15 protein-coding genes are annotated in these 20771 nt (G+C 48.6%); 8 read left to right on the top strand and 7 right to left on the bottom strand.

Going from position 1 to position 20771, the window contains the following annotated elements; genetic code table 11:
* Positions 1 to 297: 297 nt before the first annotated feature.
* Together AC14M5_RS18955 and AC14M5_RS18950 are read left to right on the top strand one after the other, a co-directional pair.
* Positions 298 to 1179, top strand: a complete 882-nt coding sequence (locus tag AC14M5_RS18955) for an SH3 domain-containing protein (RefSeq protein ID WP_484031275.1) — start codon at positions 298 to 300, stop codon at positions 1177 to 1179.
* A 39-nt stretch (positions 1180 to 1218) separates the two neighbouring features.
* A complete protein-coding gene (locus AC14M5_RS18950; protein WP_484031274.1) occupies positions 1219 to 1908 on the top strand; it encodes a hypothetical protein in 690 nt (229 codons plus the stop codon).
* A gap of 159 nt (positions 1909 to 2067) precedes the next feature.
* On the opposite strand, the gene AC14M5_RS18945 is transcribed toward AC14M5_RS18950, so the two are convergent.
* Positions 2068 to 3192, bottom strand: coding sequence for a hypothetical protein (locus AC14M5_RS18945; protein WP_484031273.1), 1125 nt, complete (start codon positions 3190 to 3192; stop codon positions 2068 to 2070).
* Positions 3193 to 3459: 267 nt separating this feature from the next.
* Here AC14M5_RS18945 and AC14M5_RS18940 point away from each other — a divergent pair, with 267 nt between their 5' ends.
* The 3 genes from AC14M5_RS18940 (at position 3460) to AC14M5_RS18930 (ending at position 7116) form a co-directional block, all read left to right on the top strand.
* Positions 3460 to 3888: a VOC family protein gene (locus AC14M5_RS18940; RefSeq protein WP_484031272.1), complete on the top strand. Its 429-nt coding sequence runs from the start codon at positions 3460 to 3462 to the stop codon at positions 3886 to 3888.
* A gap of 207 nt (positions 3889 to 4095) precedes the next feature.
* A complete protein-coding gene (locus AC14M5_RS18935; protein WP_484031271.1) occupies positions 4096 to 4467 on the top strand; it encodes a hypothetical protein in 372 nt (123 codons plus the stop codon).
* 177 nt (positions 4468 to 4644) lie between these two features.
* The gene (locus AC14M5_RS18930; protein WP_484031276.1) at positions 4645 to 7116 is read left to right on the top strand and encodes an ATP-dependent Clp protease ATP-binding subunit; all 2472 of its coding nucleotides are present in this window, start codon (positions 4645 to 4647) and stop codon (positions 7114 to 7116) included.
* A gap of 100 nt (positions 7117 to 7216) precedes the next feature.
* Here AC14M5_RS18930 and AC14M5_RS18925 read toward each other — a convergent pair whose 3' ends face one another.
* Entirely contained in the window at positions 7217 to 7933 is a 717-nt protein-coding gene (locus AC14M5_RS18925) for a hypothetical protein (RefSeq protein WP_484031270.1), read from the bottom strand.
* A gap of 37 nt (positions 7934 to 7970) precedes the next feature.
* Positions 7971 to 10076, bottom strand: coding sequence for a zinc metalloprotease (locus tag AC14M5_RS18920; protein WP_484031269.1), 2106 nt, complete (start codon positions 10074 to 10076; stop codon positions 7971 to 7973).
* A gap of 275 nt (positions 10077 to 10351) precedes the next feature.
* Here AC14M5_RS18920 and AC14M5_RS18915 point away from each other — a divergent pair, with 275 nt between their 5' ends.
* Both AC14M5_RS18915 and AC14M5_RS18910 read left to right on the top strand, forming a co-directional pair.
* On the top strand, positions 10352 to 12364 hold the full coding sequence (locus tag AC14M5_RS18915) for a hypothetical protein (protein WP_484031268.1): 2013 nt from the start codon (positions 10352 to 10354) through the stop codon (positions 12362 to 12364).
* Positions 12365 to 12575: 211 nt separating this feature from the next.
* A complete protein-coding gene (locus AC14M5_RS18910) occupies positions 12576 to 15785 on the top strand; it encodes a substrate-binding domain-containing protein (protein WP_484031267.1) in 3210 nt (1069 codons plus the stop codon).
* 201 nt (positions 15786 to 15986) lie between these two features.
* Here the strand turns inward: AC14M5_RS18910 and AC14M5_RS18905 are convergent, their stop codons facing one another.
* From AC14M5_RS18905 to AC14M5_RS18890, 4 genes are all read right to left on the bottom strand, one after another.
* Entirely contained in the window at positions 15987 to 16721 is a 735-nt protein-coding gene (locus AC14M5_RS18905) for a hypothetical protein (RefSeq protein ID WP_484031266.1), read from the bottom strand.
* A 37-nt stretch (positions 16722 to 16758) separates the two neighbouring features.
* Positions 16759 to 17661 carry a methyltransferase domain-containing protein gene (locus AC14M5_RS18900; protein ID WP_484031265.1) on the bottom strand — a complete coding sequence of 301 codons (903 nt, stop codon included), beginning with the start codon at positions 17659 to 17661 and terminating at the stop codon, positions 16759 to 16761.
* Positions 17662 to 17783: 122 nt separating this feature from the next.
* Positions 17784 to 19079, bottom strand: a complete 1296-nt coding sequence (locus AC14M5_RS18895; RefSeq protein WP_484031264.1) for a UDP-glucose dehydrogenase family protein — start codon at positions 19077 to 19079, stop codon at positions 17784 to 17786.
* 50 nt (positions 19080 to 19129) lie between these two features.
* A complete protein-coding gene (locus AC14M5_RS18890) occupies positions 19130 to 19504 on the bottom strand; it encodes a response regulator (RefSeq protein ID WP_484031263.1) in 375 nt (124 codons plus the stop codon).
* A 51-nt stretch (positions 19505 to 19555) separates the two neighbouring features.
* Between AC14M5_RS18890 and AC14M5_RS18885 the strand changes: the two genes are divergently transcribed.
* Positions 19556 to 20743, top strand: coding sequence for a glycosyltransferase family 4 protein (locus AC14M5_RS18885; protein ID WP_484031262.1), 1188 nt, complete (start codon positions 19556 to 19558; stop codon positions 20741 to 20743).
* Positions 20744 to 20771 lie beyond the last annotated feature (28 nt).

The following is a 20771-nucleotide window of genomic DNA, read 5'->3' as shown; positions in this document are numbered from 1 at the left end:
GAAAATGGACGCAGACTTGGTTAGATTTTGTCGTGGTTGAAGAACACAATACAACCAAATTTAAAAGAATAGGAAAATTCTATTATTCAGCAATACTTGTTAGTGCAATTATTTCGTTAGTTATTAGCCAAGTAGCCATCAAAACAGCGGGCTAACAAAGCGTTTAGCAGATGTGAGGGACGCTTCGCAGTCAAGCATTTTCCTTGCTTCGAGTTTTTCCTGCTCCCAAGCAGAGTCCACGCCCGCCCAGCCGAGGTCAACGCAAACCATTGGCGTTTCGCATGAAATGAAAACAGGATGAAAAAGATTCTTGTGCTCTTGTGGTTTTCTTTAGAGATGGTTGCGTGTGGTTCTGTCTCTACCGCTTCGCCTACACCAATCCCATCCAGCTCAGCGACTGTTACGCCTATTGTGACTTTACATTCTCAAGCGACCATAACATCAATAATTCCATACACTTCGACCCCATCCCAACTATGCCCGTTTTACGGCAGTAATGGACCAAGCGTTTATCTCGATGAATTTCCCGCCTTTGCTATTCGCCAGGGCCCTGGCTGCGAATTTGAGGTAGCACATTTCCTACCAGTTAAGAAAGATCCGCTTGCCTTCTTTGATGTTCTTGAAAAGCAGGGGGATTGGTTATTAGTCGATTTTTGTAGTAATCAGCAAGGTTGGGTTTTTGGCCCAGCGATTGATGATGTAAATATTCATGTAGATTCAGCAAACCTGCCAGTATCTCCAGAAACACCGGAGATTTCGCCGACAGTTCCAATAGTTGCCAACAACGCATCGATGGAACGCGCCAAGAATGTTCTCGTAAGTTTTTTCGATCATCTTTTTAGCAAGAAATATGCTGAAGCTTCAAAGGTATTCAGTGGTGGTTATGGAATGATAATCATGTGGCATCCTGATGTAGATAAACAGGATTATCCAGCCCTACTTAGAACAGCTTGTGAGTTTGATGATTTTCAATGTTCCCTTAGAGTCTCTCGTGTAGTAGGAGAACAGCAGATTTCGCCGATGGAATATCATTTCACGGTGGAGTTTATAAGAGACGATGGAAGTCTTTATCAGCTACCAGACAATAACAATGTGATGCTTTCGCAATTTTTATTCCGAGTTGTGAAAGATTGCAACGAGAAATATTTTGTAGTTGATTGGCCGTTTTATGGTTACTAATGATGACAAAATGTCCGAACTGTGGCTGGATGGCATTTGATGGCTCAATCATCTAATAAGATTGACGTGTACCTTGAGATCGGCAAGAAACGAACATTCGCTGGTGCCCTCAACTGGCCAGGCTGGTGTCGCAGCGGACATGACGAGCACTCAGCCTTGCAGGCCCTCTTCGATTACGGTCCCCGCTATGGGCGGGTTCTACGGTCAGCTCGGCTCGGTTTCCATGCACCGACTGATATCTCTGCGTTCGCCGTGATCGAGCGACTGAAAGGCAACGCCACAACCGACTTTGGTGCGCCCGACCGGGCCCCAACCAGTGATGAACTCCCAATCAATGACACGGAATTGAAACGTCTACAAGTCATCTTGAGGGCCTGTTGGCGGGCTTTGGATGTTATGGCCGAGAGTGCCGAGAGGAAGACCCTGAGCACCGGCCCACGTGGTGGGGGCCGAACCCTGAATGGAATCCTTCAACACGTGCAGGGTTCGGAGATAAGCTACCTCTCCAGCTTGGGTGGGAAAGTACCGCCAAACGAGGCGCATCAACCGTCTCAAGAGAATATCCGACAAGCCATTCTGAAAACTTTGGCAGCGTCAGCACATGGTGAAATCGCTAAACAGGGGCCACGTGGTGGGAAACGTTGGTCACCCCGTTACTTTGTCCGCCGCACGGCATGGCATGTTCTGGATCACGTGTGGGAGATCGAAAACCGTGTGCAGCCTGATTGAAATGCATAATCTAAAAGAATTTTCCCTGGGCAAGCGCCAGGACAGGCTGGCTTCGAGTTTTTTGATCCCACGTAGATAGCGAGAAAGATGGTGATAGCATGAAGATACGGTTGGCTGTTTCAGAAGAAGATTGGGATCAGAGAAGGTGATTGGGGATATTTATTTATCAGTAGTTGATGGCGATTGTAATTGCTCTTCACAACCAACCTTCTGGCAAACTTCAAGGAAGCCTTGAATAATATTGATAGCTGGCGGTGGATTTGGTTGACGCTTGCAGGCCGTTGGAAATTGATTGCAAAATTCAGCAGGTTCCCCTCCAGCCTCAACAATCGATGTGTTTACCGAACAGCCCAGTGGTTCGTTGCCTGTAGCTTGAAACCCAAAGGGAACTCGGCATGTATTATCTATTGCAGCCAGCCCTGTGATGGGATAGTTTGGGTTGGATTTTGTCGGCGAACCAGCATTTGCTTCCGTGATTGTATCGTGGAAATTAAAGAGAAGGGGATTTAATGTGATGTCGCCTGCAAATACGCTCCACATGAAATTTTCATTGCCGTCTTTGAAAAGCCATTTTTTGTAGGCAATCTCTATTGAAGGTTTACCCTCGTTTACAAAACGCACCCACGCTAGGTCTGTATCTTGTGGATGGGTGTTGTGAGTAAGGTCAAATAAAACCAATTCGTAGCCATCGCCTAAGGCTTCATCCGGGCGGGCGGCTTGTTCGCCGCCAATATCACCGTTTCCATCAAAGAATAGATAAACATTACTGGCTGTAAATTCAGTGCTGTAGGGAGGCTTGGTGATAAGAATAATTTCAGCGCGCCCGTCTGAGTTTTTATCAAATTCAACGCCATAGGAACCGCTGAGTGATTGAGTGGCAGGGTCTACGCCAGCCAGGATGATGCGGATGTAAAAGAAGTTATCGTCGCTTGTAATCGAAAAATCCACAATATCCAGGTCGGGCAGGTAATTCATATCATTGGCGGTAAGGGGGCGTTCGAAGCGATTGCTTTGAAAGTCATCGCCGAACACTACATCTTTATTTCCCGATGTTGTACTTTCCTCGTTATCATGTGCGTTTGCACGAATCTCCGTCCCTTCCGACGGAATGGTAGTATGGACGATCGGTTCAGCGGTTATTTCAGTTGTTGGTGCCGCTGTCGGTGCTTCTGTTGATGTTTCGCTGATGGTTACGCTCGGCGCTTCGGTGGCCGCGGGTGGAGCTCCACATGCCTGTAAAAGTAGTACAAATAATGTGCTGAAGACCAGAAAAGACCTTTTCATATCAAAGCTCCTTGTGTAGTAAATCTGGATGGATAATATCACAATATGTTTTCATATCTTTCCCTCGATGTAAACAAGTGAATGCGAATACTTGAGTAATCTCGATAAGTTGATTTGGAAGATGTCCGAAAATTATGATTTGATGGTACATTATCGCTCATTGCATAAACAATTAAACTTTTTGACGAGAATTGCGAATAAATATTACAACTCTTGTTTAGCAAATTATGCGATACTATGTAATTACGAAAGGATAACTTACTCAATATGGTCACACCGAATTCAACCCCACCTATCAGTGAATTGCGAGTTGCGCTCACGACCAGTGATTATGAACGATTGGTGAAATTCTATTGTGATGGGCTTGGAATAGAACCCGCTGCAATTTGGAACAACGGTGGTGGAAGGGCGCTCATTCTCAATATGGGCGCTGCTACTTTGGAACTGTTTGACGAAATCCAGGCCGATACCATTGACCAAATCGAAGCAGGAAAGCGCGTCAGCGGGCAGATCCGCTTTGCATTGCAAGTGCCCGACTTGAAGGCGGCTATGGATCGGTTACTCGCTCACGGAGCGACATTAATTCATCCACCCGTCACTACCCCGTGGGGTGATTACAATGTGCGGCTTCAAGACCCTGACGGTATGCAAATTACACTGTTTCAGGTAGTTGGCAAATCTGAATCAGAAAAATAGTTAGGGAGATCATTACGTCCTATATTAATTGCTCACCCTACGCATTTGGACGTGATTCCCTCCCGAAGGACATCGGGACGATGTGAGCGGAGCGAAGGGTCTCTACCCTTGAAGCCGGAGATTCTTCGCTCCGCTCAGAATGACACTGCGTAAGGTGAGTTAATTCTGGTTGGATAATTTCATTCTTCATTAGAAAGAAAAGGCCAAATGACAAAACGCAACGATGCAACTTCGATCTTGAAAATTCTGGGGATTGGTATTGCCTTCATCCAGCTATTTGATATTTTCATTCATGCTGCCACAGATCAACTGGAATTTATGCGCGTTTCCTCGAATGTGATCATATTTTTATGGCTGGCAATTCTGGCGCTGGGAAGATTCAATGCCAAATCCCTGCCAACAGCCGTCGGTGCCATTGGCTTGTATCTTCTCCTTAACCTTGTTTTTCTTGCTCGCGAGGGTTTAACCAATTCCGAGCAAGGCGGTGAGTTGAGAGTAATGCTTTTCCTGCTGATATTCCTAACCGTTGCATTATCAACCCTGTTAACCAATCTGCAGAACAGGCACGCACCTAAATAAACGCTCGCGCTTCTCACCACTCCAAAATCTTACACATCTCTTATGCCGCATTGATAATTCGTCAATGTGGCTTTTGTTATAATGCCTGCATGTAAAATTGTAGAGGCAAAGCGAGTCGGTTTATGGCTTTCGCGAAAAAATTGTCCCGCTGTGTCCCTACGGAGGATATTAACCATGATGAGATTTGATAGATTTACAGAGAGAGCGCAGGAAGCCGCACAGCGTGCCGCGGAGATCATCCAGCGCTATGGGCATAACCAGATCGATACTGAGCACATTCTGCTGGCCCTTATTGAACAGCCAGGTGGTGTGATTCCCCAAATCCTTGAAAAATTAAATGTCAGTTCCGAAGCGCTGACCGAGCGACTCGATGCGACTCTGCGTGCCAGCCCAAAGGCGAATATCTTTGGCGGCGGCGCGGGGCAGATCTTCATTACGCCTCGTGTCAAGCGGATCATTGATCTGGCAAACGAGGAGGCGAATCGTCTGAAAGATGAGTACATTTCCACAGAGCACATCTTTCTTGCAATCCTCACTGAGCGCAATACACCCGCCGCCCGTATTTTGGAATCCGCTGGGCTGACTCGTGACCGTGTTTATGATGCCGTTCAGGATCTGCGAGGCGGCCAGCGTGTCACCGATCCGCAAGCCGAGACCAAATACCGCACGCTCGAAAAATACTCTCGTGACCTAACCCAACTGGCACGCGAAGGAAAACTTGACCCGGTCATCGGCCGCGACAAGGAAATTATGCGGTTAATTCAGATCCTGTCCCGCCGCACCAAGAACAACCCTGTGTTGATCGGTGAAGCAGGCGTGGGTAAGACCGCCATTGCCGAAGGCCTCGCGCAGAAGATCGCCACCAATGATGTGCCAGAGATATTAAGCGGCAAACGCGTAGTGGCTTTGGATTTGGGCGCCATGATCGCAGGCTCCCGCTTCCGCGGTGAGTTTGAAGAACGCCTCAAAGCTGTTATGGATGAAGTCCAACGCGCGAAGGGTGACGTCATCTTGATGATCGACGAGTTGCACACAGTCGTCGGAGCAGGAGCAGCTCAAGGCGCGATGGATGCGAGCAACATGCTCAAGCCGGCCCTCGCAAGAGGCGAACTGCAATGCATCGGCGCCACCACGCTGGATGAATTCCATAAGCATATCGAAAAAGACGCAGCGCTTGAACGCCGCTTTGCTCCCATCTATGTCGAGGAACCGAGCGTGGATGATACGATCAAAATGCTGCAAGGTTTGCGTGACCGTTATGAAGCGCATCACAAAGTCCACTTTTCGGATGAGGCGCTGGTGGCCGCCGCCCGCCTGGCAGATCGCTATGTGACGGATCGTCACCTGCCCGATAAAGCCATTGACCTGATCGATGAAGCTGCCGCAAAATTACGTGTGGCTTTATATTCCATGCCGCCCGATCTCAAGGCTTTGAAGACTGAGCTTGATAAACTTCATGCCGAAGAGGAACAGGCTGGTCTGGAGCGTGACTATGAACGCGCCGCCCAAAAGAAAGCAGAACGCCTGCGCCTCGAGCAGGAATACACAACCAAGCGCGATAAATGGGAATCTGAACATCAACTCGATGAAGTAGTGGATGTGGATGATATTGCATCCGTTGTCCATCAATGGACGGGCATTCCCGTGACTCAGATGATGGAAACGGAATCAGAGAAGTTGCTGCAAATGGAAGCGCGTTTGCACGAACGCATCATTGGGCAGGATGAGGCCATTCACGCCATCTCCGATGCGATCCGCCGCGCACGTTCAGGGTTGAAAGATCCAAAACGCCCCATTGGTTCATTCATTTTCATTGGGCCTTCGGGTGTTGGTAAAACCGAACTCGCCAAGGCTTTAGCCTGGTTCATGTTCGATGATGAAGAAGCGCTGGTGCGTATTGATATGTCTGAGTATCGCGAACAGCATACGGTCAGCCGTTTGTTTGGTGCGCCGCCCGGATACGTTGGTTATGAGGAAGGCGGCCAACTCACAGAAGCAGTCCGCCGCAGACCCTATCGCGTTTTGCTGTTCGATGAGATCGAAAAGGCACATCCTGAAGTCTGGAACGCGTTACTGCAAATTTTGGATGATGGACGCATGACCGATGGTCAGGGCAACGTAGTCGACTTCCGTAACACGGTTCTGATCATGACCTCGAACCTGGGTACTGAATACGTGAAGAAGGGCGGCACTTTGGGCTTCCTTCCGCAAAAATCAGGTGGTGAGGAACGCGAAGCTCACGATAAGATCGAGAAGGCGCTTAAAGATGCATTCCGCCCTGAGTTCCTGAACCGCATCGATGAGATCATTATGTTCTCACCGCTCTCGATTGCGCAAATGGAAGAGATCGTGGTGCTTCAAATGCAGGAAGTACAGGATCGACTCAATGAACATAACATCGCCGTCCAATTGACGGATGCCGCGCGGGCATGGCTTGCCAAGGAAGGATTCGACTCCGCCTTTGGTGCACGCCCGTTACGCAGGGCCATCCAGAAATATGTTGAAAGTCCGCTTTCAGTGGAGTTGCTCAGCGGAAAGTTCAAGGATGGAGCCGTAGTAATGGTGGATGTGGATACGAAGGAGAACAAGATCGTATTCCACACAGCCTCGGCATCCGCCAAGAAGACACGGCAAAAAGTAGAAGCGTAAGATTCTGTAGAAAGTGGAAAGTGGTGGAATATACAAAAGCGTCCCGCAATATTGCGGGACGCTTTTCATTTACGTTAGGGATGCTATGAGGAATGCCATTTTATGGCGTGGGAGTAGTAGTTTCCTCAGGCAAAGGCGTAGTTGTTTCCTGAACTGTCGCATCTGGAGAAATCGTAGCAGATGGGGATGGCTCTATTACTGTAGCAGTGGGAACATCCAAAGTAGGGGATGCCTGAGGTTCGGAAAGCTTATTTTGAATATAGGCTATCAATTCTTCGAGCACCCATTCGTCATCTCTCGAGATGGCCCTGCCGTTTACAATTTCATAAACCCCTTGAAAAGCTCCCACTGCAATGAAATCTCCATGGTTAATCTTTGCTGTCGGCCCGAAATCTTCTCTAAGAAAAAGTAAATAGATTCTTCCCTTTAGATAAGAAGGTTCGACATCACTTGCCCAAATGACCTTTTCAGTTTGACCAGTAAAGGCTCTTACACGTACGACTGATGCTGGAGGGTTACCTTTCAAAATTTGGTCAACGGATATCAATGAGTCGGTAAAAAGCCCACGGGCGCGATTCACTTCTTCTGGCGAAGCATTTTTGGGGTCGCTTCCATTTGGACCCATCCACAAACTTGGAAGGTTAGTTGTAACTTCGCCGATTAAGATAAGTTCCGCCCTTTCTATCTTGTCATCAATACTATATTTGGGAAGTGACCCACTTGAACCTAAAACAATGGGTGGTTTTTTTATAGATACAAATAATAGTGTGGCGAGAATTATGACAACAAAAACTATAATTGATATTTTCCTTTTCATAGTATGTCTCCAAAACAATATAATTGATGAAATTGTATTATGGGTATTGCCAGTTTATTGCGTCAATATCGGCCGGGTCTAAAGTAATTTTTTTAAGTTCCCCAGGAACTATGTAATGATACATTGTCACATCGCCACAACCGTCAGTAATCATGTCTTCAAGTTGAAGGAAGTGCCCCAACTCGTGCGTTACAATATTCTGAATGTTGTAAAAACTAGTGCCATTAGAATCTGGATCGTTTGCACTAGGGGTATTGTTGGTGTTCCAGTCCACGTTTGGTAAGTTTGGATTGATATCCATTTGTTTTTCAGTAATAAATATACCAGGGGTGTAATAATAAGGGTGTACTTGGGCCAGTAACTCAGGGTCTGGTGGTGTCTGATAAGAAATCATATTGCTACTACCGTTTGGATCAAAAATAAATTGAAAGGGGCTTGGTCCTACGTCATTCCACGTCTGGGCGGCGGCAAAGATCGAAGAATCCCACCCACGACTAACAGGGATAGTAATCCGGTCAATGGAATAATATACTGTGTGACTTTCCCACGAATTCTCGCTTGCCCAACAATTCCCAATGCCAAAAGAACTTGGTGCGGGAGTGGTTGGGATTGATGTAGGTGACGGAGTAACTGTCAAAGTTTCCGTCGCAGTTGGTGTAATCGTTGAAGTATTGGTAGGAGTAATAAAAACTGGAGTTGGTGTTGGAGTAAAGGTTGCCGTCGCAGTGGGGGTATTTGTCAGCGTAGGTGTCGGCGTTGGGGTGGGCGGGCTCGTCACACTGATCGTAAGATTAACACCAGTAGAGTCATATGAATGGCTTCCTTTAGGGTGGATCGCTAGATAAAGTACATCACCGATATTGACTTCCACCGTATTCAGGTTGGTCCCATTTGTGCCACCGTCAAATGTTTGTGAACCCCCATTGTTGTAACTGCCAGATGCTAAATCGACATTGTTCTTATCAATAAACCACAAAATACCATCTCCGCCGACTCCATCAAAATCTGTGACCCCACCCATCACAGAAACATAACCGTTTATTGGACTGGTCCATGCAATAATTGCAAGCTGGTCAGGCGCAGGATGCACATCAATGGTATTGACAGGCCATACTACTGTGCCTATTGTTCGTGTCGCACCGCTGGCGTTGTAGCCGAGAAGAGCCAGCCAGTCGCTTCTGTTACCGCCCCACACATTGAGACCCGGAATACCGCTGGAGTTGGAGGTAAATTTCGCCAATGTGTAGTAGGTCGAGGGATCGCGGGTGAGGCTGGTGCTTCCCTTGAATTTCCAAACGTCCAGATTATTACATGAATCCCGATTTGGATTCTCCTGGTTGGGGGCCGCACGAAAATCACTTGCCAGGTTCCAACTTGTACATTCTGTGGGTACAGGGGGAGGCGGGGCACTTGTCTCACTAATCGTAAGATCCACACGGGTTGAATCATAAGAATGCTTTCCCATCGGGTCTACCGCAAGATACAACACGTCACCAATATTGACAGCTACCGAATTTAAGCCTGCCCCGTTTGTGCCATTGCCAAATGTTTGTGAACCGCCGTTAACATAATAGCCATAAGCCAGGTTGATAGTGTTTTTATCAATAAACCACTGGATACCGTTTCCCCCATTAGGATCTAAATCAGTCACCTTGCCTGTGACAGAAACATAACCATTGATCGGGCTATGCCACGCGATAATTGCGAGTTGGTCAGGGGCGGGATGTACATCAATTGCGTTGGCAGGCCATACCACTGTACCTACTGTTTGCGTTGCCCCGCTTGCATTATAAGCAACTAGAGCCAGCCAATCGCTCCGGCTACCACCCCATACATTAAGACCCGGAATACCGCTTGAGTTGGGTGTGAATTTCGTCAATTTATAATAATTTGTAACATTGCGTGCCAGCCCAGCACTTCCCATGAATTCCCATACGCCGAGATTGCCGCAAGAATCGCGATTAGGATTCTCCTGGTCGGGCGCAGCACGAAAATCATCTGCCAGGTTCCAAGTGGTGCATCCCGATTGCAGGTCAATTCCTGCCTGAACAGGTATAACGGTGCTAGCAAAAAAACTAACAAGCAACAAACCTGCAATAATAAATCTTGTGATTTTTGGGACGAAGTTTGCTTCTTTTTTCATGAGTGTCCCTCCTTGTGTGTATAGGATTATTTAGATCAAAAATTTTCTTAGTTCCAACTTTTGCATATAATACTCCTCCCTAATATTTTTTGTCAAGATAAATTTAGGTATGATTACTCAGCATTGCTTTCGCCTTATCCGAGGCAAGGTTGATAAATTTATTCCGTCAATGCTGCCTCCAACCCCTGTGAAGAAAATATCTTTAGCCCATATTTCCTAATCCGTTTTTCAGTGACACAAGGTATCATCGGTAATCTTTTCACACCAGAGGAAAAATGACAGAAACAGAAAACAAATCCGGTACGACTGCAATTGTGATAGGGATCATTGCTTTATCCTTATGTGTCTGTGTGCTGGTGGTCGGCATCGCTGGCTATGGATTTTACGCGTTCCAGCGGGTGGCAGCAGCCCCAAGCTCAGATTTTCCCGAGATTATTCCAAACAGTGATGTGCCGACAACTGAGGTTGAAATCATACGCCCGCCTTTGGATGCGGTCTCCAGCGAAACTCTGGAGACATTGCAAACATCCATTGTCCCATCCAATAACCCCAGTGAGCTGGCCTGCCGTTTGGATGGCAAGTGTGATGTGCCTGAGGTGATGGCAACTTCCGCTGCTCCGCGTGTGGTTGGGGATACAAGTAATTTCTGGGTGCATAACCTGGATACCAATGTAAATACAGAGGTGCAAGCCACCTTGCGATATGCCACCCCACATGTTTATTTCTGGGTGCAGAATGGTGTGGATTACAAGGAATCCGAAATGAAGGCGCTGGTTGAGGAATTTGAGAATAAGATCTACCCAACCAACCGTGAATTCTTCGGCAGTGAATGGTCACCCGGTATCGATGGGGATGAGCACATCTACATCCTTTACTCTCAAGGGCTTGGCTTTTCCGTTGCAGGATATTTCTCCTCCTCCGATTCTGTCCACCCGCTGGTGCAGGAATATTCCAACGCGCATGAAATGTTCCTCTTTAATGCCGATAACACGCCGCTGGGCGATGAATTCACTTATGGCGTTCTGGCGCATGAATTCCAGCACATGATCCATTGGAAGCTGGATGGCAACGAAACCTCCTGGTTGAATGAAGGCTCATCCGAGCTTGCGGCATTCATCAGTGGATATGACCCCGGCGGCTTTGACTGGTTATACATCACCGAACCCGATCTGCAATTGAATGACTGGCCCAATGACCAGGATGCAACCTCACCTCATTACGGCGCGGGTTTCCTGTTCATGACCTACTTTTTAGACCGCTTCGGTGAAGATGCCACGAAGTTACTGGTCAAAGACCCCGCCAATGGACTGGACAGTGTGGAAGATGTTTTGCGCGAGATCGATGCCACAGACCCAGCCACGAGTCAGCTGATCAGTGCCGATGATTTCTTTATGGATTGGGCGGTAACTAATTTTGTGCTGGATAAATCTGTAGGCGATGGTCGTTATATCTACAATAATTACACCGACGCGTATCGCGCAACTGCCACTGAAACGATTTATACCTGTCCTCAAGCGCCCATCAAACGTGATGTGCATCAATATGGTGTAGATTACATTGCCATTGAATGCGCAGGCGATTACACCCTTTCGTTCACCGGTTCAACGGTCACAGGTTTATTGCCCGCCGACCCATACTCCGGTGACTACGCTTTCTGGTCTAACAAAGGCGATGAATCAAACATGACTTTGACTCGTGAGTTTGATTTCACAGGTGTGAGTGGCCCCATCCAGTTGTCGTTCCGCACCTGGTATGATATTGAAACCGATTGGGATTATGTTTATGTGGAAGCCTCGGAGAATGGTGAAAACTGGCAGATCCTTACCACTCCTTCCGGCGTCGGCACAGACCCATCCGGTAATTCGTATGGCTGGGGTTATACCGGTGTAACCAATGATTGGATCGAAGAGAAGGTTGATCTTTCAGAATTTGCAGGCAAAAAAGTTTCCCTGCGCTTTGAATACATTACCGATGCAGCGGTCAACGGAGAAGGCTTCTTGCTGGACGATGTCAAAGTGGACGCAGCAGGCTACAGCTCCGATTTTGAAGCGGATGAGGGAGGCTGGCAGACCGAGGGATTCGTGAGAGTCCAAAACGTTCTTCCTCAGACTTTCGGCCTGGCTCTGATCAAGACGAGTGATTCAAGCGTGACCATGATCCCGCTCAACGAAGACCAGACCGCAGAGATCCCGCTTTCATTGAAGTCTGGTGAGAAGGCATACCTGGTTGTGTCTGGCACAACCCGCTTTACACGCGAACTGGCTGGGTATCAGCTCGAAATTCGGTAGTGGTTATAAAAAATAATCTACCCAAAATTTAATGTGGGACGCGGACGAGCGCTGATGAACGCGGACAAGAAAAAATCAGCGTTCATCAGTGTCCCGATTTGCTCTTAAGAATATGTCTCACCCGCGATGATTGATTTTGGGTGAGTCATGTTTTTATCAAAATTGAAATTACCAATTCAGGCTTCCTGACTTATAATTTCAACACTCTACCATGACAGGATCCAAAAAAGTCGCAAGCGAGCGAAAGACGATTGCCGTACTTGGCGCACAGTTAACCCGTGCCTGGGGTGCTGAGTTCATGGCGGGCGTGCTGGATACTGCCAGGAAGCATGATATTAATGTGGTTTATTTTGTGGGGGGAAAACCAGTTGCCATTGCCGCACCGGCATATGAAGGGCGGTCTTATGGATTATATGATCTGATCAAGCCCGGCCAATTCGATGGGGTTTTGCTCTCTGCCGATATTGGTCATGGCCCCTCTGCTGAAGATATCAAAAATTTCTGCCGCGTTTTTACACCCACGCCGGTGGTTTCCTTTGCGGTTCCTGCGGAAGGTGTAGCTTCATTTATTGCGGATAACGAAGGCGGAATGCGCGCAGTGATCCGCCATCTGATCGAAGTGCATGGCTACAAACGGATCGCATTCATCCGCGGGCCCAAAGGACAGCTTGAAGCAGACCAACGCTTTAACGCCTATAGAGAAGAATTGAAAGCGCACAATATCCGTTTTGATGAACACCTGGTTGTGGAAGGCGACTACACCGCGGAGAGCGGACGGGCCGCAGCGCGCACATTATTGGATGAACGTGGGATTCGGATGCAGGTCATTGCTTCATCGAATGACCGCATGGCTTTCGGTGTGATGGAGGTCTTGCAGCAGCGCAGCATTCATGTACCCGATACGATTGCGTTGACGGGTTTCGATGACGTCAGCGAATCACTATCCATGGGCGTGCCATTGACGACTGTGCATCAATCCTTTTATGAGGCTGGCAGGCGATCCTTTGAAGCCCTGCTGGAGCGCATAAACGGCGGGGTCGTTGAGGATATTAATATCATGCCCACTGAGTTGGTGGTGCGCTGGTCCTGCGGATGTTTGCCTGAGAGCATTCAAAGGGCGATTGTGCTTCCCAAGGAAGTGGCGCATACTGGCAGGCTGGAGAACAAACGAGATGCCGCCATCCGTGCCTTGTGCGGGGCGGCAGGTATTGCCGAGAATGATCCTGTAAAAGCCCAATACGTGGATGTATTTGGGCGCACCTGGGATATATTCCTCACGAGCCTGCGCGACATGGAAAAAAGCGATTCATTCCTGAAAATGATACAGTCGATGGTGGAAGTGTTACAGCGTAATGGATATGATTTCACCACTTGGCAAAATGTAATATCAACTTTTAGAAAATATGCGTTAGGCGGCATTTCGAGCAATACCACCATGCTGCGCGCTGAGAATCTTTTTCAGCAGGCCCGCATGTTGGTAGGGGAATTGTCACAGCGAGCGCAGGCTTATCGACGTTTACAGTTTGAGCAGCAGGAAGAAGCCCTCAGCAATTTCAGTTTTTCGATGGCGCCAGCCATGACCCTGGAAGCCATCGGGGATGCGATCTCGAAACATTTTCCTGTGTTGGGTCTCGAGCGCTGGTACTTGATGTTCTATAGCGATGTTGGTTCGCCAAGCTCAGTCTCCTCTCCGCCGCCTGAAAGTTATCGCTTGTTATTGCAATATGATGAAAAAAAGTTCAAGATTCCGCATGAAGAATCCGCGCTTGCTACGGGACGGTTGGTTCCGCGTGGCAAGACGCCTGAAGATCATCGTTACGATGCCATCGTTATGCCGCTTTCATTGGCAAGCAATCGTTTTGGATTCATGTGGGCCGAGCTTGGCCCCTCAGATTGGGACATCTATGTCCGCTTGAAGAATTTGCTTTCCAGCGCGCTTCTGCGTACCATGCTGGTGCAACAGCGCGAGCAGGCCCAAAAGGAAGTGGAACGTTTGTTGAGTGAAGCACGTGAGAGGGCCGTGGAACTTGCCCGCGCGCGGGATGTGGCCGAAAAAGCTGCAGCGCAAAATGCAAAACTCTTTGAGTCAGAGCAGGAGCGGCGTCGAGGGGCTGAGGCGCTGGCTCGTTCATCACGTCAACTATCCTCGTTAACCACCATTGATAAATTGCCTCAGCAAATCCTTGGTCAGGTACAGCAGTTGGTGCCTTTTGATCGCGGCATTCTGTTCATGGAAGATGTTAATGGTGTGCCGCATATCCGCGCACAGCAGGGGATGCCATCGAATGCCAAGCTTGATGAATTCCGTTTGAATATCAATGGCTCGGATTTTTATCGAACCGTTGCACGCAAGGGTGAGACGCTTTTGGTAGCCGATGTGAATTCAGCGGAAGGCTGGGGACAGCCCGAATGGCTTCCGCGTGACCGCTCATGGCTGGGCGTGCCTTTGTATTCAAAAGATAACGTGGTCGGCTTGCTGATTCTCAGCCGTTCTAAACTGGTTTTCAACGATGATGATGGCTTGTTGGTGACAACCTTTGCAATGCAGGCAACAGTGGCTTTGGAGAATGCCCGTTTATATGACGAGGTGACTGGCATTAACCAGGTGATGGAGCGCATGGTCGAGCAGCGCGTGGAGGAATTGAACCGTGCTTACACCACGTTGGCGCAGCATGATAAAAATAAATCCGCATTCATACAAGTTGCGGCACATGAACTGCGCACGCCGCTGACTGTGATCAAAGGTTATCTGGGCATGTTGAGATCGGATACTGTCGTTCAAAATAACCCGCTGCTTTCACAGGCTATCGAAGGTGTATTGCAGGGAACCAATCGCCTACATCAAGTTGTGAACAGTATGCTGGATGTGGCTCGCCTGGAGGGCCAGGTCGTCAGCCCGCAAGTGGAATCGGTCAGCTTGATGTTAATCCTGCGCCTCATTCAAAAAGATTATATGGATGACCTGGCGGCTCGCAACCTGACTTTTACGCTGGATGAGGTGATAAGAGATGTGCCTTCGCTGTTGGCTGATTCTGAACTGCTCAAAAAAGCTTTGGATCACGTGATCGTCAATGCCATTAAATTCACGCCGGACGGCGGCTCGATCAGCATCTCAGCCAAAGTTGTGGAGGATGCCCGTCAAGGCAAAATGGCAGAGATCAGCATAAAGGATACCGGCATCGGAATCGACGCTGAACATCACAAGATCATCTTCGAGAAGTTATATCAATTGGGGAAAGTGGAATTACATTCATCCAGCCGCACGAACTACAAAGGCGGGGGTGCCGGTCTTGGGCTGGCCATTGCGGCTGGTATTGTAAAGGCATTGAAGGGCAGTATTTGGGTGGAAAGTGAAGGACACGACGAATCGAATTTCCCAGGCAGCACCTTCTTTATTCGTTTGCCACTGGCGCCAAATTGAAAAGCTCAATCTTGAAATTACAAGCCATCTAATAAGAGTGTCTCCCTGAGCGATAGCGAAGGGTCTCTACCCCGAAAGTGCGAGACTCTCACCTGCACCGAACGCAGGTACGGTGTCGGTCGCGAAGAACGCTCCCTCAGAGAGACACAATATTTTTGAGACAAGAGCTAATAATTTATTCAACAAACGGTAAAGTTGGGGCTATCCTGCACCGTTCCCGTTATGATTTGAATCCCCATTTTTTATAAACCATCCATGGATCTGATCTCGCAGCGGTGAAAGAATGCCGATGTGCATCAGCATCAGGGCTGAGATGGAGATCATGACGATAAAGATCGTGAAATCTCCAAGCAGCATCCAGCCGTTGGGGTTGTTGGTAAAAACATAGCGGTGCACGATCACAAACAACTGCACTACGCTGATGATCAATAGTGGGATTGCATAAGGACGCAGGTCATGTCCCTCCACCAGCAGGTGCAGACAGATCAACACAAACAGCCCGCCCAGTAGCATGATCAGATATGCCCAGAAGTGCAGGCTGTCATAGGCTTGCATATATAGTTTCTGAATCACTTTAATATACAAGATGCCAACAGCAATGAGGCAGCCCCAGGAATAGATTTTGACGATGATGGGGTAAATTAGATTCCCAAATGCACGAATGCTGACCAGCCCGATCCCCCAGCCAAAGAAGAACGAGAACCCCAGCACTACCACTTTGATCAGCATTCCGTTGAGGCTATTCGCCAGGCCATCATCGAAAATATCGAATACCAGTTTCATAGCGCCGTACATGGACACGCTCAAGGCCGCAAGGCTGACCAGCATGGTCACCAGGCTTAACATTCCGCGCGTATCCACGCTGTTCTTGCGCGGCTGGGTCTTTCTTTCGAGAAATGGAGGGACTTTGGGTAGATGCTTTTGGGGCGTATTCATTACTTATCTCCCAACCTGCATGTAATGTGAAATTATTCTACTTCATTTTTTCGCGGAAATCATAAATGCCGTCGTTGACTGCCCAGCGTGCCTGGCAGGTTGGGCACAGCAAATGGTCATTTTTATCCTGTAGATTTCCGCTTCCACATTCGGGGCATTTGAACAGGTCGATCACATTTAACGGAATCTCAATCTTTTGATGTTCACCTTTTACTCTTGCCTTCAAGAATACACTGGGTGTGAACTGCCACAGCGCGCCTGTGGGTTGGAATAATCCATCCAGTGCGGCCAGCAGTTTCGCAGGGAAGAGGCGCTTCATGAAACCAAGACGAAAATGCGAGACAGTTAGTTCCTTCTCGATGGAAAATCCAAGCCCATTCAGCCAGTTGCGGATGGCTTTTGGGTGAAAGTCAAAGTTCAATTTGACGAATTCCACAGGCTCAAGTGTGAACGGATTCCAGCCCTGTTTGCCGAGCCAGTACCGCAAAATGGACTTGAGATTTAATTTATTCGCAAACTCAAGAATGAAAACCGCACTCGGCTGCAAAACATTGCGGATCTGGCTTAATGCCTTCGGTGCATCTGCCATGTGATGCAGGGCACGGATCATCGTGGCAGAATCAAATAAACGGTCCAGAAAAGGGAGGCGGTAAATATCCGCAGCCACGTAGATGTATTGGTCGGAGCTCCCTAATCTTTGCTGGGCCTGTGCTAGTTGTGTGGTCGAATAATCCAAGAGGACAATGCGCTCAAAACCAGCATAGCGCGGAGTATTGCGGCCTGCGCCTGCGCCAAGTTCGAGCATAAGTTTTCCGCTTTTAGGGAGCATTCTTTTCAGGGCAATGGCTTCGGCGCGGTCTTCGTATTCGCGTCCGCCCTGCTCCCAAAAGGATTGTTGATAATCGGAACCTTCATAATTGCATACGGGGGGGTTGGTCATATTGTTAAATAGTTTAGTAGTTTTTCAGCTTTTGGTCAAATAAGCAAATAGTCGAATAACCTACGGCTATCCGACTATTGAACTACGCGATTATTGAACTATTCAACTATTGAACTACACAACTACCGTCCAACAGCGCGATAGGTGAACCCCATTTCCTTCATGAGGGAGGGGTCATAAATATTGCGCCCGTCATAAATAACTGCGGATTTGAGCAGGCTTTTTACCTTTTCAAGATCCAGTTGTTTAAATTCGTTCCATTCTGTCACGACCATGAGCGCGTCACAATCTTTTGCCATTTTATATGGGTCATCGAACATGTCTATGGCAGGCAGAATGGGGCGGGCAACTTCCATTGCCACAGGGTCATACGCGCGGACTTTCGCGCCCGCCTTGACCAATTCTTCAGCAATGTCAATCGAGGGCGCATCACGCATGTCATCGGTGTTGGGTTTGAACGCCAGCCCAAGCAGGCCGATGGTCTTGCCTTTCAAGTTCCCACCAATCATTTTTTGGACATGCGCTACCGCAGCTTTCCGGCGGTCATAATTGACTTCCATCACATCATTCAAAATGCGTGGATTAAGTCCCTTTTCCTTTGCCATGAAGGCTAACGCCTCCACATCCTTTGGGAAGCATGATCCGCCCCAGCCGAGGCCTGCATCCAAAAAGTGACGACCAATACGTGCGTCATAGCCCATGCCTGCCGCTACTTCCTTCACATCCGCGCCGACGAGTTCGCACAAGTCAGCCAGCTCGTTCATGAAGGAAATCTTCGTGGCGAGGAAGGCATTGCTCGCATACTTGATCATTTCAGCCGTGCGCAAATCTGTAATGACAATTGGTGCGCGTAATGGCAAATGTAAATGAGCCACTTTATTCGCAGCGTCCTTGTCCAATGAACCGATCACGGTGCGGTGCGGATTCATAAAATCGCCGATGGCGGAACCTTCACGTAGGAATTCGGGGCAGGAGACGACAGAAAATTCCACCTGCTTGGGCTGGGCACTCTTTACAATATCCGCCACCCAGTCACCAGTTCCGATTGGAACCGTGGACTTGTTGATGATGACGAGTGGAGCAGACATATTTTCCGCAATGGATTTGGCAGCGGCGGCCACATATTGTAAGTCTGCGGCGCCATCTGAATCAGATGGAGTGCCCACAGCGATGAAGGCATACTCCGCATTTTTCAAGGCTTCCTTATAGGAGGTGGTGAATGTAATGCGCCCGCCATTCACATTGCGCTTGACCAGTTCATCCAGGCCTGGCTCATAAATTGGCATAATGCCTTTTTTGAGATTCTCCACCCGCTGTTCATTCACATCCAACGCAGTGACACGGTTGCCGAGGTCGGCAAAACACGCGGCTGTAACCAGGCCGACGTATCCAACGCCGACGACACAAATTTGTTTCATATTTTAGTTTTCCTCTTGATTGAAAAGATTTTTGAAATGAACCACAAGCGCTAAGCCCTGCTTATCCAGTGGTCCACAGATTCTACGAGATCGAGCAGATCCATGGGTTTGGTAATGTACTCATCACAGCCTGAATCCATGGCGCGTTGACGGTCACCGGGCAGGGCATGTGCGGTCAGCGCGATCAGGGGAATGGAGGAGGTCAATGCATCTTTTTTGATAAGGCGTGTGGCAGTCCAGCCATCCATCTCAGGCAGGGCAAGGTCCATAATGATCAAATCAGGTTTTTGTTTGCTGGCTGCATTCACGCCATCGCGTCCGTTCATCGCCAAAAAAGTATCATACCCATTCTTTTCCAGAATGAATCGCACGAGTTCATAAGTATCCATATTATCCTCTACAACGAGGATGCGCCCTTTGCTCATGGCTTAAATATACTACGTCTCATAAATGCGGGCAATGTGTATAATCACAGCATGCGACTGCTTTTCGTTACTGACGTTCGTTCCCCCATTTCACAAAACTGGATCCGTTATTTCGCAGAACGCGGCGACGAAATATCCATCGCCTCCACATTTCAAGGGGAGGTGGATTTTTCCGTTAAGCGGCTGGAGTTTACACCCGTGGCCTTTAGCGCCGCCAAAAAGCAGACCTCCCGCCCTGGCTCCGCCTCCTCGCGGACCCTGGGCCTGCGTACCCTTTTCAGACAGTGGTTTGGCCCGTTGACCATTCCCCACTCCGCGAAAAAATTGCGTGCCTTCATTAAAGAGGTTCAGCCAGATATTGTCCACGCCATGCGCGTGCCATACGAGGGCATGTTGACAGCGAAGGCATTAGCCGGTGGTCGAGTAGAGCGGGCGATTTTCCCGCTCGTATCGAGACCACCAAAATTCATCGTTTCCATCTGGGGCAATGACTTTACCCTCCATGCTCCGTCTTCACCGTTAATGAGGCGCTACACGCGGCTAACGATGAGCAAGGTGGATGCTTTACATGCAGATGTGGAACGCGATGTGCGGCTTGCGCGGGAGTGGGGTCTCAGCGAAGATAAGCCCACTTTGGTGCTGCCAGGCAACGGCGGAATCCGAAGCGAAGTTTTTTATCCTGCAAAAGAAGCAGTAAAGAATCCCATCATCATTAATCCGCGGGGAATTCGTCCTTATGTCCGCAATGATGTTTTTTTCAAGGCGATTCCTCTTGTTCTTGCAAAACGAAACGATGCGCGTTTCGTGTGCACGTCCATGCAAGGCGAGGCACAGGCGATGGGATGGATTCGGGATTTGAAGATCGAACATGCAGTGGAATTACTGCCCCTGATTCCGCACAAGGAAATGGGAGAAATTTTTCGCGGTGCGCAGATCGTCGTCTCGCCCAGCATTCACGATGGCACACCGAATTCATTGATCGAAGGCATGGCTTGCGGATGTTTCCCAATTGCGGGTGATCTTGAATCCATCCGCGAATGGATCACGCATGGGCAGAATGGCTTGCTCGTGAACCCGAATGATCCACAGTCGATTGCAGATGCGATCCTGCTGGGTTTGGAAAGAGAAGACCTGCGACACGATGCCGCAGGCCTCAATACGAAAATTATCTCCGCCCGCGCGGATTATGGGATGAATATGAAGAAGGTGTGCGAGTTTTACGAATCGATCATTTTGTAGTAGGGGCGCAGCATTGCTGCGCCCCTAC

The organism is Candidatus Villigracilis sp., assembly GCF_057083605.1.
Note: the sequence above shows the minus strand (reverse complement) of the source record. Positions and strands in the feature narration are given on the sequence as shown.